Raw genomic sequence first — 14131 nt, 5'->3', positions numbered from 1 at the left:
CAGAATCTTGCGCCTGGTCTGTGTTTTTGCCACCCGGACTCAGGCCTAACATCGACGAGATGTAAGACACACGGCTCGTAACGGATGTCCTGAGGTCCAACGAGCGAGTGATCTTTTCTGGAGGTCTTCATGGCTACTTTGATACCGGCCCTTATCGTGATGGGTGTGTCCGGTTGCGGGAAAAGCTCGGTCGGTGAAGCGATCGTGCGATACAGCGGCGGCATGCTTATCGAAGGGGATCAATATCACCCTGCCGAGAACATCGCCAAGATGAGCGCAGGCATCCCTTTGGATGATGACGACCGCGCGGGCTGGCTTGCTCGGCTTGGCGAGGTTCTGGCTGCTGCGGTAGCCGCTGGAGAGCACCCGGTGATGCCATGCTCGGCGCTCAAACGGCAATACCGGGAGCGTTTGCGTTACGCCGTGCCTGGACTTGGTTTTGTGTTCCTCGAATTGAGCCGGGAGGTGGCCGGGCAGCGAGTCTCCAATCGACCTGGCCATTTCATGCCCGCTAGTCTGATCGACAGCCAATTCGCGACGCTCGAACCACCAAACGGTGAGCCGCAGACGTTGGTATTGGATGCAACCCTGCCAATAGATCGGCTTGGACAGCTTACTGCCGAATGGTGGAGACACCCTCAGCCCCACGTTCGGCGGGCTTGAACGACTAGAATTTCGCGTTCTCCTCAACCACAACAATAAAGAGGCAGACCCATGAACGAACTGGCCACCACGCCCGGTGCGACGGCGTTGTTACTCATCGCAGCTGGCGCCGTCGCGCTGCTCCTGCTGTTGATCATGCGTTTCAGGATCCATGCCTTTCTGGCGCTGGTCCTGGTGAGCATCCTGACCGCTCTTGCCACACAGATTCCCTACGACAAGATCGTACCGACGCTATTGACCGGGTTCGGCAATACGCTGGCCTCGGTCGCGTTGCTCGTCGGGCTGGGCGCGATGATCGGCCGGTTGCTGGAGGTTACGGGCGGCGCGCAGGTCCTGGCCGATACCTTAATCGGTAAATTTGGCGAAGCCCGCGCGCCGTTTGCGCTGGGGGTGGCATCGCTGTTGTTCGGCTTTCCGATCTTCTTCGATGCCGGTCTCGTGGTGATGCTGCCGATCATCTTCAGCGTGGCCAAACGCTTCGGTGGCTCAACCTTGCGCTATGCCTTGCCCGCCGCTGGCGCATTTGCTGCGATGCACGCGCTGGTACCGCCACACCCTGGCCCGGTCGCGGCGGCGGATATCCTCGGTGCGAACATCGGCATGCTGGTCATTATCGGCACGATCATCGCCCTACCAACCTGGTACATCGGCGGCTATCTGTTTGGGGTCTGGGCGGGGAAGCGCTTCGACCTGAAGTTGCCATCAACCTTCCTGACAGACGTCGCCCGCGATCCTTCCATACCGCCACCGCGCTTCGGGCTGGTACTGCTCATTCTGTTGCTGCCGCTCGGGCTCATCTTCCTCGAAACAGGTCTTAACACGCTTACGGTCATGGGGGCGGTAGGTGCCGACAACGATCTCGTGCAAATCCTGCGAATGATCGGGAAAACGCCCGTCGCGCTACTTATCACCGTGTTGTTCGCGTTGCTGGCGTTCAGCGGCCGCTACAGCCGTCAGCATCTGGAGAAGGTGTGCGAAGGCGCATTGGGGCCCATCTGTTCGATCGTTTTGGTGACGGGCGCGGGGGGCATGTTCGGGGGTGTGTTGCGCACCAGCGGCATTGGCGATGCGCTTGCCGGCTTGCTGTCGGATACGGGCATGCCTGTGATCGTTGCAGCCTTCGTGATTTCGGCGGCGCTACGCGTTGCGCAAGGCTCGGCGACCGTTGCTTTGAGTACCGCTGCGGCGTTGATGGCGCCGACCGTTGCCGCGACCACAGGGCTAAGCGCGTTCGACCTGTGCTTTATCGTGGTGGCGATTGCGGGTGGCGCGACGGTTCTGTCCCATGTGAACGACTCCGGATTCTGGCTCGTGAGCCGGTTCCTGGAAATGGACGAGAAGACGACGCTCAAGACCTGGACCGTAATGGAGACATTGCTCGGCGGGATCGCGTTCGTGCTGGCGGTGATTGGCAGCTTGTTGCTTTAGGGTCGGTTGGCCCACGCATAGGGTTGCGGCGATACGTGGATAAGGCGTTGCCGTTATCCACCCTACGGTCATTACGCCGTGCCGAAATTGTGCGGATTTTGCCCGCTCTACAGGCGTACGTCCGTAGGGAGGGTGAAACCCGCGTATGCGTTCTGGTGTTACTCCTTCCACCCTGGCTGATACAGCTTGCCGTGTGCATCATCTAGCGCCTTACGAACGGCGGGCGAGTGCTGGTAGACGTCGATGAATTTCAACAGCTGCGGGTCGTCCTTTTTATCCGGGCGGGCGACGAACTGGATGATGTACTCGGGGTTGTCGACGCCATCGAACAGCAGGGCGGATTTCGGATCGATCGTTTTTGCCAGGCGGATGTAGTGCGGATAGCCCTGGGCAAGATCGACGTCGTCCAACGAGCGGGCCAGCTGTACAGCTTCGAGCTCGACGATCTCGAGATCCTTCGGGTTATCCGTGATGTCGTTCAGCGTCGCGCGGTAGCCGACGCCGGGCGTCAGCGTGATCAGTCCCGCTTTCTGCAATAGTTGCAGGCCACGACCGCCGTTGATGGCGTCGTTGGCGATGGCGACGCGCGCGCCATCCGGCAATGCTTCGAAGCTTTTGTACTTCTTGGAGTACAGGCCGACGTTATTGATGATTCCGGGCTTGACCGCTACCAGGTCGTAGCCGGCGGTCTTGTTGGCGTTTTCCAGGAAGGGAGTGTGCTGGTAGTAGTTGGCGTCGATGTCCTTGTTGGCCAGGCTGGAGTTGGGCGCGATCCAGTCGCTGAACTCAACGAGCTCAACCTCGAGCCCTTGCTTCTTCGCCTCCTCGACAGCGACCTCCAAAGGAGGCGCGAATGCGGCGGTGGTGCCTATCTTGAGCGGAGCGGCCTGCGCGATGCCGGTAAGTCCCACAAGCGCTGAGAAAGCCAGTGGTTTGAGCCAGCCATGGCCCGTGAGCGAGAGGTACTGCATGGGAAGATCCTTCTGGTGCTGGACGTAGGGCGGGTAAAACCCGCGTAGGGTGTGTTGTTCGATTGGCCATTCCAGGGTTTTCACCCGGGCTACGAAGCTGTGGGGTGCTCAGGCGATACCGTTGTTCGGCGGGCAAAGATCTGTACCGCCCGCGTGGATGGCTTTGGCCATCCACCCTACGAACGTGTTGTTGGTCATGCCTGTTGCTCCCGTGCCGGTAATCCTCGCGTCAAAGCCCGGTAATCCGCACCGACATGGCTCGCCGGCAGCCGATCTCCTGCATCGAACAGCTTGTTACGCAGCGTGCCTTCGGCGTACTCCGTCTTGTACAGGCCGCGGCTTTGCAGTTCCGGGATCACGTGGTCGATGAAGTCTGCGTAGCTTTCCGGGGTGACGATGCGTGTCAGGTTGAAGCCATCGAGACCGGTCTCCTCGACCCAGCTCTGCAGCGCGTCGGCGACTTGCACCGGCGAGCCAACGAGTGCCGGGTAGCGGCCACCCAGCGCGTTCTCTTGCAGGATGCGGCGCACGGTCCAGTCGTTGTTCCGGGTGAGCGTTTTCACGGCGGACTCGATGGCGTTGTTCTTCTCGTAGCGAATGGGCTCATCGAGTTCATAACGCGACAGGTCGATCCCCGTGGAGGCGGCATAGTGCGCGAGACCGGCTTCAGGGCTCGCATAGCGCAGGTACTCCGCATGCTTGTCGCGCGCTTCCGCCTCAGTGGCTGCGGTGATGACGCTGATGCCCATGAACACTTTGATCGCGTTCGGATCGCGGCCCGCTTCGCGAGCAGCATTACGAATAGCCTCGACTTGGCGGGTGGTCGCCGCTTTGTTCTGTCCGGAGATGAACACGCACTCGGCATGTCTCCCGGCGAAGCGCAGGCCGCGCGCCGACGAGCCGGCCTGGAACAGCACGGGCGTTCGTTGCGGTGAGGGCTCGCAGAGGTGGTAGCCGTCGACCTGATAGAACTCGCCCTGGTGACGCACCTTGTGCACCTTGCCCGGCTGGGCATAGAGCCGCTGCCCGCGATCTTCCATTACGGCGCCGTCCTCCCAGCTGCCTTCCCAGAGCTTGTACATGACTTCAAGGTATTCATCGGCCTGGTCATAGCGGCGGTCGTGATCGACCTGGTTCGGTCGGCCCATCGCGCGTGCTGCGCTTTCCAGATACCCCGTCACGATGTTCCAGCCCACGCGCCCGCGGGTCAGGTGATCCAGCGTCGACATGCGCCGGGCGAACAGATACGGCGTTTCATAACTGAGGTTGGCGGTCAGCCCGAAGCCCAGATGGCGGGTGGCGCCCGCCATGGCTGAGACCAGCAGAAGCGGGTCGTTGACGGGAAGCTGGATGCTTTCCTTTAGCGTAAGGTCGATACCGTCGCCATAGACGTCGTAGACCCCGACGATGTCCGCCAGGAACAGACCGTCGAACAGGCCGCGCTCCAGCAGTTTCGCCAGATCCGTCCAGTAGTCGAGGGTCTTGTATTCGGTGGAGCGGTCGCGCGGGTGCGTCCACAGTCCATGGTTGATGTGGCCCACGCAATTCATGTTGAAGGCGTTGAGCAGAATCTGTTTGGAAGACGCAGGCATCAGATGTACCCCTTGCGCGGCGGCAGCACGTCGTTGAGGTAGTAGTTACCGATGGCGTGGTACTTCCAGCGCACCGGATCATGGAGCGTGTGGGTGCGGGCATTGCGCCAATGACGGTCGAGGCCGTGTTCGGCGAGTGACGCGCGAGCGCCGCCCAGTTCGATCAGCTTGCTGCCGGCTGCCAGGGATACTTCCGTACTCAGGGCGCGGGCCTCAGCGACGGCCAGTGAGGCGGCGGCGACGCTATGAGCATCTGGCGCGCCGCGTGCGATATCCAGATGCGCACCGGCACGTTCGAGCAACGCCTCGGCAGCGTGCAGTCGAATCGCGAGGCGACCGATTTCGCTGATGGTGAGCGGGTCGTCACTCGCCTTCTCGATGCCGGAGTCCGGCCAGGGGCGGGCGTGATGGCGGACGAAATGCACGGCATCGTCGTAGGCGCCGCGGGCGATACCGGTATCGATGGCCGCGTGCAGGATCTGAGCGAACGGGCCAACCCTGGTCGGGCGTTCGAACGAGGCCTGGAAAGGCACGACATCGTCGGCATCGACATAGACATTCTCGAACACCACCGAACCGCTGCCCGTGGTCCGTTGGCCGAAGCCGGACCAGTCGTCGATGATCGTCAAGCCCTCGGTGTCGCGCTTGGCAAACGCCATGTATTGCTTGCCGTCTTCCGCCATGACGCCGGTTGGAATGCGCTGTGCGTAGAGCGCGCCGGTCGAATAGAACTTGCGGCCATTGATGCGATAGCCGTTGCCGTCGGGCGTGATCGAGGTCGTGCGGATCTGTGACGTCTTGGTGCCGATTTCTGCCAGCGCGTTGCCGAAGCGGACGCCCGATAGCGCCTCGGCGAATAACCGTTCCTGCTGAGCGCGGGTGCCATTCACGCGTAGCACTTCGAGCGCATAGAAATGGTTTTGTGGAATCTGCCCGAGCGAGCCGTCTGCAGCGGCCAGGCGGGCGATGACTTTCGCCAGCGTGGCACTCGACACATCGGCACCGCCGAACTCGCGCGGCACGGTAATGGCCAGCAGACCGGAGGCTGCGAGCCGGTCGAGTTCGGCGAATGGCAGTCGGCGGTCCCGGTCGCGTGCGATGGCGTCTTTGGCGAAGTCGGCAGCCAGGGCCTCGACCGTTGCCAGCGCCTGCGCATCATTGTCGAGGATGGCCGCAGTCTGGCGCGGCGTTACGTTGAGGGAAGCAGTCATGGCTCAGATCCAGGAGTGGCGCGCTGGACGCACGCCATTGAGGTGGTAATGGCCGACGGCGTGGACCTTCCAGCGCACAGGGTCATGCAGCGTGTGGGTACGTGCGTTGCGCCAGTGACGATCGAGGTTGAACTCGGCCAGCGTCGCGCGGCTCCCGGCCAGTTCGAACAGCTTCTCGCTGGCCAGCAGAGCGATTTCGGTGGTCAGCACCTTGGCCTCGGCGACGGCAATCGAGGCGCGCGCCGCCGCGTCGTCGTCCAACGGACCTGCATTAATGGCATCCAGCGTACGCGCCGCGCGGTCGAGCAACGCTTCGGCCGCATGCAGTTCGAGTTTGAGCTTGCCGACTTCAGCGATGATGTAGGGCTCTAGCCGCGCCTCATTCACTGCTGCATCGGCCCAGGGACGTGAGCGCTGGCGCACGAAGTCGATGGTGTCCGCTACGGCAGCGTGGGCGATTCCGGCGTCGATCGCGGCCTGTATCAGCTGCGAAAATGACCCTTGCAGGCTCGGCCTTCCGGCCAGTTGCCCGCTTTGGACGATGTTTTCGGCGGCGACCGGTACGTCGTTCAACAGCACCGTGCCACTGGCCGTGGTCCGTTGGCCGATACCCGACCAGTCATCGATGATGCGCAAGCCCGATGTTCCACGTGGAATGAACGCCATGACGACGTTGCCATCGTCGTCCACCGCCTTGGCCGTGATCCAGTGCGCGAACAGGGCGCCGGTGGAATAGAACTTCGCACCGCTGACTCGGTAGCTACCGTCGCCCTTGCGGATGGCACGCGCGTTGATTTCCAATGTATGGCGAGTGCCGCGTTCAGGCCCGGCGTTTCCGATGCGCGCGCCGTCGAGCACGCTTTGGAACAGGCGGCGTTTCTGATCTTCATCGGCGGCGTGGATCAATACGCTGATCACACCAAAATGATTCTGCGGAATCTGCCCCAGCGCCGGGTCGGCGGTGCAGATGATGCGGAAAACCTCGGCGATGGTGGCGTTGCTGACGCCGGGGCCGCCGTAAACTTTGGGAATGGAAATGCTGCCCAGGCCGCTGGCAGTGAAACGCTCAAGTTCCGCCCAGGGCAGCAGGCGTTTGCGGTCGCGCAGTGCCGCATCCTTGGCAGCGTGTTCGGCAAAGGCGCGTGCAACCTGTATGGCTTCGGCATCGCTACTGATGACGTGGGCGGGATATCGCGCGGGGGCGATGTCCTGCCCGGTGTCGGTGGGAGATGACGTCACGTCGGACCTCTCGGAAAACAAGGAGGCCGGGCGTTCTCGCAAGAAATGGGAACCACCGACCATCGGCTGATTAGGAGAAAGCGATGTCCGGTGGTCCGGTGCGACTACGTTATTGGGGAATAACAAAAAGCGAAAATAGTTAAATCGAATATATATAGGACCAACTTGTTCGCGAGGCCCAAGGCCCCATGAGCAACATTGGGTAACCGAAGCCAGGTAAACGCATCGGGTGGTTCCCGGCTCATCCGTGATAAGCGTTCAGACGCTCGGTCCAGATAGTTGAGCAACACGGCGATCCATCCCAGAACGGCAGCAGCGTGTGCCTTCAATGCCAGCCATATCGTTTCTGCCGTTCGCGAATAGCCGCCGCACGAACGCTTTCCTACTCGTTCATATGTGTAGGTTTTGCCTCGCTGTCATGTAGGCGAGGCGCCGATTACTCGATCAAAGGAGACAGGCATGAAGGCAGTAACCTACGACGCCTACGGCGGCCCCGAACAACTCCGCATAACCGAGCAGCCCAAGCCAAAGGTCGGCCCTGGCGAGATTCTGGTGAAGGTCCGTCGCGCATCAGTGAACCCGGTAGATTGGAAAATCCTGGCCGGCGAGCTGGACCCGGTCATGCAGGTTTATTTCCCGGTTACCCCGGGCTGGGATGTTGCGGGAGTGGTGGAAGCCACCGGATTCGATGTGCCCGAGTTCGCGCCGGGCGATGAAGTCCTGGCGTATGCACGTCGGGATTTCATTCATGACGGGACGTTCGCCGAATACGCCACCGTCCCCGCGCGGGCGGCGACGAAAAAGCCGCAAGGGCTGAACTGGGACGAAGCAGCCTCTTTACCGTTGGCGGGTTTGACCGCCTATCAGGTCCTCCAGCGGATGGCGCCAAAGCGGGGCGAGACATTACTCGTGCACGCCGCGACGGGTGGCGTCGGTCTTCATGCGGTGCAGATCGCACGGGACATGGGTTTGCGGGTTATCGGTACTGCTTCGGAAAAGAACCACGACTACCTCCGGAACCTGGGTGTCGAGCCTGTCGCCTATGGGGAGGGCTTGGTCCAGCGGGTCAAGGCGCTAGCGCCGGAGGGGGTCGATCTCGTGGCCGACTTCATCGGCGGAGTGCGGGATGAAACGCTCGCGGTGCTACGTCAGGGCACGGGTCGCCATGCTTCTATCACCGACGACACCGTGGCGGAGAGGGGCGGGCATTGGGTGTGGGTACGACCAGACCGTGATGACCTGGCCGTACTGGCCGAAATGGCGGCCTCGGGTCGCCTGAACGTACCGATCGCCAAGGTCTTTCCCCTTGAAGAAACCGCAGAGGCGTTCCGCTTGAGTCAGGAAGGGCACACACGGGGCAAGATCGTCATCCGCGTGAGTGATTGAGGAAGCCCGTTCACCCTCCCTCTGCCATGACGATGATTGTTTGCGGGCCGGGCGGCGACCCGTCGGGCCCGCGATTGATCTGCGATCCCAAAGGATCAAAACTCGTAATTCGATAAAGGAATAAATAAATCAAAATTTATTCTTTTTAATTTGCGTGGGCTGTTGCGCATAGTACGTCCCACGCACCCATGAAGGAGCTTCATCATGAGCATCAGACTTGGCGACATCGCCCCTGATTTCGAGCAGGATTCCAGCGAAGGTCGCATTCGTTTTCACGACTGGCTTGGTAATAGCTGGGGCATTCTTTTCTCGCATCCGGCCGATTTCACTCCGGTCTGCACCACGGAATTGGGGTTTACCGCCAAGCTGAAGGACGAGTTCACCAAACGTGGCGTCAAGGCCATCGCGCTGTCGGTCGACCCGGTCGACTCCCACGTGAAGTGGATCGACGACATCAACGAAACACAGAACACCCGGGTCAACTTCCCGATCATCGCGGATGCCGATCGCAAGGTGTCCGACCTTTACGACCTGATCCACCCGAACGCCAACGACACGCTGACCGTCCGCTCGTTGTTCATCATCGATCCGAACAAGAAGGTTCGCCTGACCATCACCTACCCGGCTAGCACCGGCCGCAATTTCAACGAGATCCTGCGCGTCGTGGATTCGCTGCAGCTCACCGACAGCCACAAGGTCGCGACGCCGGCCAACTGGCAGGACGGCGACGAAGTCGTGATCGTGCCTTCGCTGAAGGATGAGGACGAAATCAAGCAGCGCTTCCCCAAGGGCTATCGTGCCGTGCGGCCATACCTGCGTCTGACGCCGCAGCCTAATCGCTGATCCCGATAGGGCCCCGGAAAAGACCAGTTCGCTGTCGCAGTAGGAGTGTGATTCAGATGTTTATCGTTACCTTGGCCGGGAGCCCCAGCACCCGCTCACGTTCCGGCGTCGTGCTGGAACGCGCGCGGCGTGAACTTCATGCTCACGGTCACGAGGTCGTGAGCTACGGCATTTATGACTTCGATGCTCAAGACCTGCTGCACGCGCGTTTCGACAGCCCACAGGTCAAAGGCCTGGCTGCACACGTGGAGCAGGCGGACGGCATTATTGTCGCGACGCCCGTGTACAAGGCGTCGTTCTCCGGTGCGTTGAAAGTGCTGCTTGATCTGCTGCCGGAGCGCGCGTTGCAGCACAAGGTGGTACTGCCGCTGGCGACCGGTGGAAGCATCGCGCACATGCTGGCCGTGGACTACGCACTCAAGCCTGTGCTCGGTGCCTTGAAGGCGCAGGATCTGCTGCAAGGCGTGTTCGCCGATGACAGCCAGGTGAGCTATGACAATGGCGGCACCGTATCCGCAGTGCTGGAGCAACGCCTTCTGGAATCGCTGGAGCAATTCGAAGCCGCGCTCGCGCGTCGGCCTCGCCCAGTCGAACCACACCTGCTCAACGAGCGACTGGTGACGGCGCGCTGGAGTATCTGATCACATGCACAACGCGATCGCCGAATGTGTAAGGGCGAATTCATTCGCCTGAATCTGGGCTACGGCCCGATGAAATACCCGCCTTACTAGCCCGCCAACGGGCAGCAGGCCGACACCTTCTCTTACGTGAACAAGGAATTTGCCATGGGCATTTCTTCTTTGCGCCGGAGTCTGGTCGCCCTGTTTGCCGCGACCATCGCTTTCGGTGCCATTACGCACGCTCAGGCCGAGTCGTTACGCATCGGCTATCAGAAGTACGGCACGCTGGTGCTACTCAAATCCAGCGGTGCGCTGGAGAAACGTCTCGCCGAACAGGGGGTGGACGTGCAATGGACCGAGTTTCCCGCAGGCCCGCAATTGCTGGAGGGGCTGAACGTCGGTTCCGTCGACTTCGGTACCACGGGCGAGACGCCGCCGGTATTCGCCCAGGCTGCCGGCGCGGATCTGCTCTACGTGGCCTACGAGCCACCCGCCCCTCACAGCGAGGCGATCCTCGTACCGAAGGATTCCTCACTGACATCCGTGGCTGATCTGAAGGGCAAGAAAGTCGCCCTCAATAAAGGCTCAAACGTGCATTACCTCTTGGTTCGCGCGCTAGAGGACGCCGGCCTGAAGTACAGCGACATCCAGCCCGTCTATTTGCCGCCCGCCGATGCTCGCGCGGCGTTCGAACGCGGCAGCGTTGATGCCTGGGTCATCTGGGACCCATTCCAAGGCGCTGCCGAGAAGCAGCTGGAGGCCAAGGTTCTGCGGGATGGCGAGAACCTGGTCAGCAACCATCAGTTCTATCTCGCCGCCCGACCGTATGCGGAGAAGAACCCAAAGGTCGTCGAGATCCTGATCGATGAAATCCGAAAGGTCGGCGAATGGACGGCAGCCCATCCCGACGAGGCAACGGCGCAGGTCGCGCCGCTGCTTGGCTTGTCGCCAGAGATCACCCGGTTGGCGGTTACGCGACAAGCGTACGGCGCGCAGCCAATCAATGAAGACGTCGCCGCTGCCCAGCAAAAGATCGCCGATACGTTCGCCGATCTGAAGCTGATTCCCAAACGCTTGAACGTCAGTGAGGCCATCTGGAAAGCGCCTGCTGGCGACGTGGCCAAGGCTGCGCAATAGGTGCTGTTTACTTAAGTGATTGTGGGGGTGGATCGGGCGGCGATCCGCTCCCACAAAAAAATGACTACTGACACCGTTCTAAACCCCACGCGAAAACGCGGGGGAAGGAGATTTCATGAGCCTCAACATCTTCTGGTTTCTACCCACTCACGGCGATGGGCATTACCTGGGCACGTCCGAGGGCGCTCGCGCTGTCGACCATGGCTATCTCGCTCAGGTCGCCCAGGCCGCGGATCGCTTAGGCTTCGGCGGCGTACTGATTCCGACTGGCCGCTCCTGCGAGGACTCCTGGCTGGTGGCCGCTTCACTCATTCCGGCCACGCAGCGGTTGAAATTCCTCGTCGCGCTACGGCCCGGCATCATTTCTCCGACCGTCGCAGCACGCCAAGCGGCGACCCTGGATCGGCTGTCCGGCGGGCGTGCGCTGTTCAACCTCGTTACCGGTGGTGATCCCGATGAGTTGGCTGGCGACGGTCTGAACCTGTCCCATGCCGAGCGCTACGAGGCGTCGGTCGAGTTCACCCGTATCTGGCGTCGCGTGCTGGAGGGCGAGACCGTCGACTATGACGGCAAGCACATTCAGGTGAAGGGCGCGAAGCTGCTCTACCCGCCGCTGCAACAGCCACGCCCACCGCTGTATTTCGGCGGATCGTCCGAGGCTGCGCAGGACTTGGCAGCAGAGCAGGTCGAGCTGTACCTGACCTGGGGCGAGCCTCCTGCGGCGGTTGCGGAAAAGATCGCCCAGGTTCGCGAGAAGGCAGCGAAGCAGGGGCGCACCGTGCGCTTCGGCATTCGCCTGCATGTCATCGTCCGCGAAACCAATGAAGAGGCGTGGAAGGCAGCGGATCGCCTGATCGCCAACCTCGACGACGAGATGATCGCCAAGGCCCAGGCAGCCTTTGCTCGATTCGACTCCTTGGGCCAGCAACGCATGGCGGCGCTGCACAAAGGTCGTCGCGATCAATTGGAGGTCAGCCCAAATCTCTGGGCGGGCGTCGGCCTGGTTCGCGGTGGTGCCGGTACGGCGTTGGTAGGCGACGGTCCGACCGTCGCCGCGCGGGTGAAGGAATATGCGGACCTCGGTATCGATACGTTCATCTTCTCCGGCTACCCGCACCTGGAAGAGTCGTACCGCGTGGCGGAACTGCTGTTCCCGCACCTCGATGTGGCTCGCCCGCAGCAGGGCGATGGCATCGGCTACATCAGCCCGTTCGGTGAGATGGTCGCGAACGACATCCTGCCGAAAGCGGCGTCAGCGAGTTGAGAAGGCCCACGCCGCTGCGCTTTTTGTAGGAGCCCACTTGTGGGCGATCAGGGTCGACCGAACATCCTGTGCTGACTGACCGCCCGCGATCGCCCACAAGTGGGCTCCTACAGGGGCCGGTGCATTCCCCGCATAAACGGACAGAAACTAGAAAAGGCGCGAGACACACATGAGCAACACGACTACCGATAAATGGGCGCAACGCATCGCGCCCTGGGTCCTGCCGATTGGCTTGATCGCTCTCTGGCAGCTCGCGGTCACCACCGGCTGGCTATCCAGCCGAATCCTTCCTGCACCGAGCGCGGTCGTCGAAGCCGGCTGGGCGTTGCTGTCCAGCGGTGAAATCTGGACGCACCTTGCGATCAGCGGCTGGCGTGCGGCGGTAGGCTTCGTCATCGGTGGCGGAATCGGCCTGCTGCTGGGCTTCATCACCGGCCTGTCGAAGTGGGGCGAACGCTTCCTCGACAGCTCCGTGCAGATGATCCGTAACGTGCCGCACTTGGCGCTCATCCCGCTGGTGATCCTGTGGTTCGGTATCGACGAGAGCGCGAAGATCTTCCTCGTCGCCCTCGGTACGCTGTTCCCTATCTACCTCAACACCTACCACGGCATTCGCAACGTCGACCCCGCGCTGGTCGAAATGTCGCGCAGCTACGGCCTGTCCGGTTTCGCGCTGTTTCGTCAGGTGATCCTGCCGGGAGCGCTGCCATCCATCCTCGTGGGCGTACGCTTCGCACTGGGTTTCATGTGGCTGACGCTGATCGTTGCGGAGACCATTTCCGCCAGCAGCGGCATTGGCTATCTCGCCATGAACGCCCGTGAGTTCCTGCAGACCGACGTGGTCGTGCTGGCCATCCTGTTGTACGCCGTGCTCGGCAAATTGGCCGACGTTGCCGCCCGAAGTCTGGAGCGCGTATGGCTGCGCTGGCATCCGGCGTATCAGGTCAAGGGAGGCGCCAAATGACCGCTCTGCACAGCATCAAAAGAGGCGCACCGCTGGCCCTGCGAGGGATTCGCAAGGCATTTGGTGAGCGCGAAGTCCTCAAGGCCATCGACCTGGATATTCCGGCGGGGCAGTTCGTTGCCGTCGTAGGGCGCAGTGGTTGCGGCAAGAGCACGCTACTGCGTCTGCTCGCCAGCCTCGATCAACCCTCGGGCGGAAGCCTTTTTGCGAGCGGCAAGCCGCTGAGCGAAACGCGCGAAGACACACGTCTGATGTTCCAGGATTCGCGTCTGTTGCCATGGAAACGCGTCATCGACAACGTCGGTCTGGGCTTGTCCGGTGACTGGCGGGCCCGTGCAGGAGACGCGTTGAATGCAGTGGGCCTGGCCGACCGTGCCAATGAGTGGCCAGCAGCCTTGTCCGGTGGCCAGAAGCAACGTGTCGCGCTGGCCCGTGCACTGATCCATCAGCCGCGTTTGTTGTTGCTCGATGAACCCTTGGGCGCGCTGGACGCACTCACCCGTATCGAGATGCAGCAGCTCATCGAGCGCCTCTGGCAACAGCATGGCTTCACCGTCCTGCTGGTTACGCACGATGTCAGCGAAGCCGTGGCGGTCGCCGATCGCGTGATCCTCATTGAGGAGGGCGGTATCGGCCTCGATATCGACGTTACCGTGCCGCGCCCACGGCCGCGGGCCTCTGCCGAGTTGGCCGCATTCGAGGCGCAGGTACTCAACCGGGTGTTGTCGCTGCCGCATGGTGAAGACCAGCCCGAGCCCACCAACCCGCTCCCGACGCATTTGCGTTGGGCGCTTTGATCCATTCATCCCATCC

13 protein-coding genes are annotated in these 14131 nt (G+C 61.7%); 9 read left to right on the top strand and 4 right to left on the bottom strand.

Annotated elements, in window-relative coordinates; genetic code table 11:
• Positions 1 to 159 precede the first annotated feature (159 nt).
• Both IEY47_RS09925 and IEY47_RS09920 read left to right on the top strand, forming a co-directional pair.
• On the top strand, positions 160 to 663 hold the full coding sequence (locus tag IEY47_RS09925; protein ID WP_188983403.1) for a gluconokinase: 504 nt from the start codon (positions 160 to 162) through the stop codon (positions 661 to 663).
• Between the two features lie 51 nt (positions 664 to 714).
• Positions 715 to 2091: a GntP family permease gene (locus tag IEY47_RS09920; RefSeq protein WP_188983071.1), complete on the top strand. Its 1377-nt coding sequence runs from the start codon at positions 715 to 717 to the stop codon at positions 2089 to 2091.
• A gap of 158 nt (positions 2092 to 2249) precedes the next feature.
• On the opposite strand, the gene IEY47_RS09915 is transcribed toward IEY47_RS09920, so the two are convergent.
• The 4 genes from IEY47_RS09915 to IEY47_RS09900 all read right to left on the bottom strand — a co-directional run bounded on the left by IEY47_RS09915 (position 2250) and on the right by IEY47_RS09900 (position 7167).
• A complete protein-coding gene (locus IEY47_RS09915) occupies positions 2250 to 3062 on the bottom strand; it encodes a MetQ/NlpA family ABC transporter substrate-binding protein (RefSeq protein ID WP_188983070.1) in 813 nt (270 codons plus the stop codon).
• Between the two features lie 194 nt (positions 3063 to 3256).
• Positions 3257 to 4654 (bottom strand): LLM class flavin-dependent oxidoreductase, encoded by a 1398-nt coding sequence (locus IEY47_RS09910; protein WP_188983069.1) that lies wholly within the window; start codon positions 4652 to 4654, stop codon positions 3257 to 3259.
• Positions 4654 to 5865: an SfnB family sulfur acquisition oxidoreductase gene (locus IEY47_RS09905; protein WP_188983068.1), complete on the bottom strand. Its 1212-nt coding sequence runs from the start codon at positions 5863 to 5865 to the stop codon at positions 4654 to 4656. Before IEY47_RS09905 ends, IEY47_RS09910 begins: the two co-directional genes overlap by 1 nt.
• Positions 5866 to 5868: 3 nt before the next feature.
• Positions 5869 to 7167 carry an SfnB family sulfur acquisition oxidoreductase gene (locus IEY47_RS09900; protein WP_188983067.1) on the bottom strand — a complete coding sequence of 433 codons (1299 nt, stop codon included), beginning with the start codon at positions 7165 to 7167 and terminating at the stop codon, positions 5869 to 5871.
• A gap of 396 nt (positions 7168 to 7563) precedes the next feature.
• Between IEY47_RS09900 and IEY47_RS09895 the strand changes: the two genes are divergently transcribed.
• The 7 genes from IEY47_RS09895 (at position 7564) to ssuB (ending at position 14115) form a co-directional block, all read left to right on the top strand.
• Entirely contained in the window at positions 7564 to 8490 is a 927-nt protein-coding gene (locus IEY47_RS09895) for an NADP-dependent oxidoreductase (protein WP_188983066.1), read from the top strand.
• Between the two features lie 204 nt (positions 8491 to 8694).
• Positions 8695 to 9333 (top strand): peroxiredoxin, encoded by a 639-nt coding sequence (locus IEY47_RS09890; RefSeq protein ID WP_188983065.1) that lies wholly within the window; start codon positions 8695 to 8697, stop codon positions 9331 to 9333.
• A gap of 56 nt (positions 9334 to 9389) precedes the next feature.
• Positions 9390 to 9974 (top strand): NADPH-dependent FMN reductase, encoded by a 585-nt coding sequence (ssuE, locus tag IEY47_RS09885; RefSeq protein ID WP_188983064.1) that lies wholly within the window; start codon positions 9390 to 9392, stop codon positions 9972 to 9974.
• A gap of 144 nt (positions 9975 to 10118) precedes the next feature.
• Positions 10119 to 11090, top strand: coding sequence for a sulfonate ABC transporter substrate-binding protein (locus tag IEY47_RS09880; RefSeq protein ID WP_188983063.1), 972 nt, complete (start codon positions 10119 to 10121; stop codon positions 11088 to 11090).
• A gap of 115 nt (positions 11091 to 11205) precedes the next feature.
• On the top strand, positions 11206 to 12354 hold the full coding sequence (ssuD, locus tag IEY47_RS09875) for an FMNH2-dependent alkanesulfonate monooxygenase (protein WP_188983062.1): 1149 nt from the start codon (positions 11206 to 11208) through the stop codon (positions 12352 to 12354).
• A 169-nt stretch (positions 12355 to 12523) separates the two neighbouring features.
• Positions 12524 to 13318 (top strand): aliphatic sulfonate ABC transporter permease SsuC, encoded by a 795-nt coding sequence (gene ssuC / locus IEY47_RS09870; RefSeq protein WP_188983061.1) that lies wholly within the window; start codon positions 12524 to 12526, stop codon positions 13316 to 13318.
• On the top strand, positions 13315 to 14115 hold the full coding sequence (ssuB, locus tag IEY47_RS09865) for an aliphatic sulfonates ABC transporter ATP-binding protein (protein ID WP_188983060.1): 801 nt from the start codon (positions 13315 to 13317) through the stop codon (positions 14113 to 14115). The genes ssuC and ssuB overlap by 4 nt, the downstream gene beginning before the upstream one ends.
• Positions 14116 to 14131: the final 16 nt, after the last annotated feature.

Source organism: Pseudomonas matsuisoli, assembly GCF_014647635.1.
Lineage (GTDB): Bacteria > Pseudomonadota > Gammaproteobacteria > Pseudomonadales > Pseudomonadaceae > Pseudomonas_P > Pseudomonas_P matsuisoli.
This window is presented reverse-complemented; position numbering and strand designations above follow the sequence as displayed.

Bases quoted from the DNA above. Each gene is read 5' to 3' on its own strand.
- IEY47_RS09925 (WP_188983403.1), top strand. From the start codon at position 160: ATGGGTGTGTCCGGTTGCGGGAAAAGCTCGGTCGGTGAAGCGATCGTG.
- IEY47_RS09920 (WP_188983071.1), top strand. From the start codon at position 715: ATGAACGAACTGGCCACCACGCCCGGTGCGACGGCGTTGTTACTCATC.
- IEY47_RS09915 (WP_188983070.1), bottom strand. From the start codon at position 3,062: ATGCAGTACCTCTCGCTCACGGGCCATGGCTGGCTCAAACCACTGGCT.
- IEY47_RS09910 (WP_188983069.1), bottom strand. From the start codon at position 4,654: ATGCCTGCGTCTTCCAAACAGATTCTGCTCAACGCCTTCAACATGAAT.
- IEY47_RS09905 (WP_188983068.1), bottom strand. From the start codon at position 5,865: ATGACTGCTTCCCTCAACGTAACGCCGCGCCAGACTGCGGCCATCCTC.
- IEY47_RS09900 (WP_188983067.1), bottom strand. From the start codon at position 7,167: ATGGTCGGTGGTTCCCATTTCTTGCGAGAACGCCCGGCCTCCTTGTTT.
- IEY47_RS09895 (WP_188983066.1), top strand. From the start codon at position 7,564: ATGAAGGCAGTAACCTACGACGCCTACGGCGGCCCCGAACAACTCCGC.
- IEY47_RS09890 (WP_188983065.1), top strand. From the start codon at position 8,695: ATGAGCATCAGACTTGGCGACATCGCCCCTGATTTCGAGCAGGATTCC.
- ssuE (WP_188983064.1), top strand. From the start codon at position 9,390: ATGTTTATCGTTACCTTGGCCGGGAGCCCCAGCACCCGCTCACGTTCC.
- IEY47_RS09880 (WP_188983063.1), top strand. From the start codon at position 10,119: ATGGGCATTTCTTCTTTGCGCCGGAGTCTGGTCGCCCTGTTTGCCGCG.
- ssuD (WP_188983062.1), top strand. From the start codon at position 11,206: ATGAGCCTCAACATCTTCTGGTTTCTACCCACTCACGGCGATGGGCAT.
- ssuC (WP_188983061.1), top strand. From the start codon at position 12,524: ATGAGCAACACGACTACCGATAAATGGGCGCAACGCATCGCGCCCTGG.
- ssuB (WP_188983060.1), top strand. From the start codon at position 13,315: ATGACCGCTCTGCACAGCATCAAAAGAGGCGCACCGCTGGCCCTGCGA.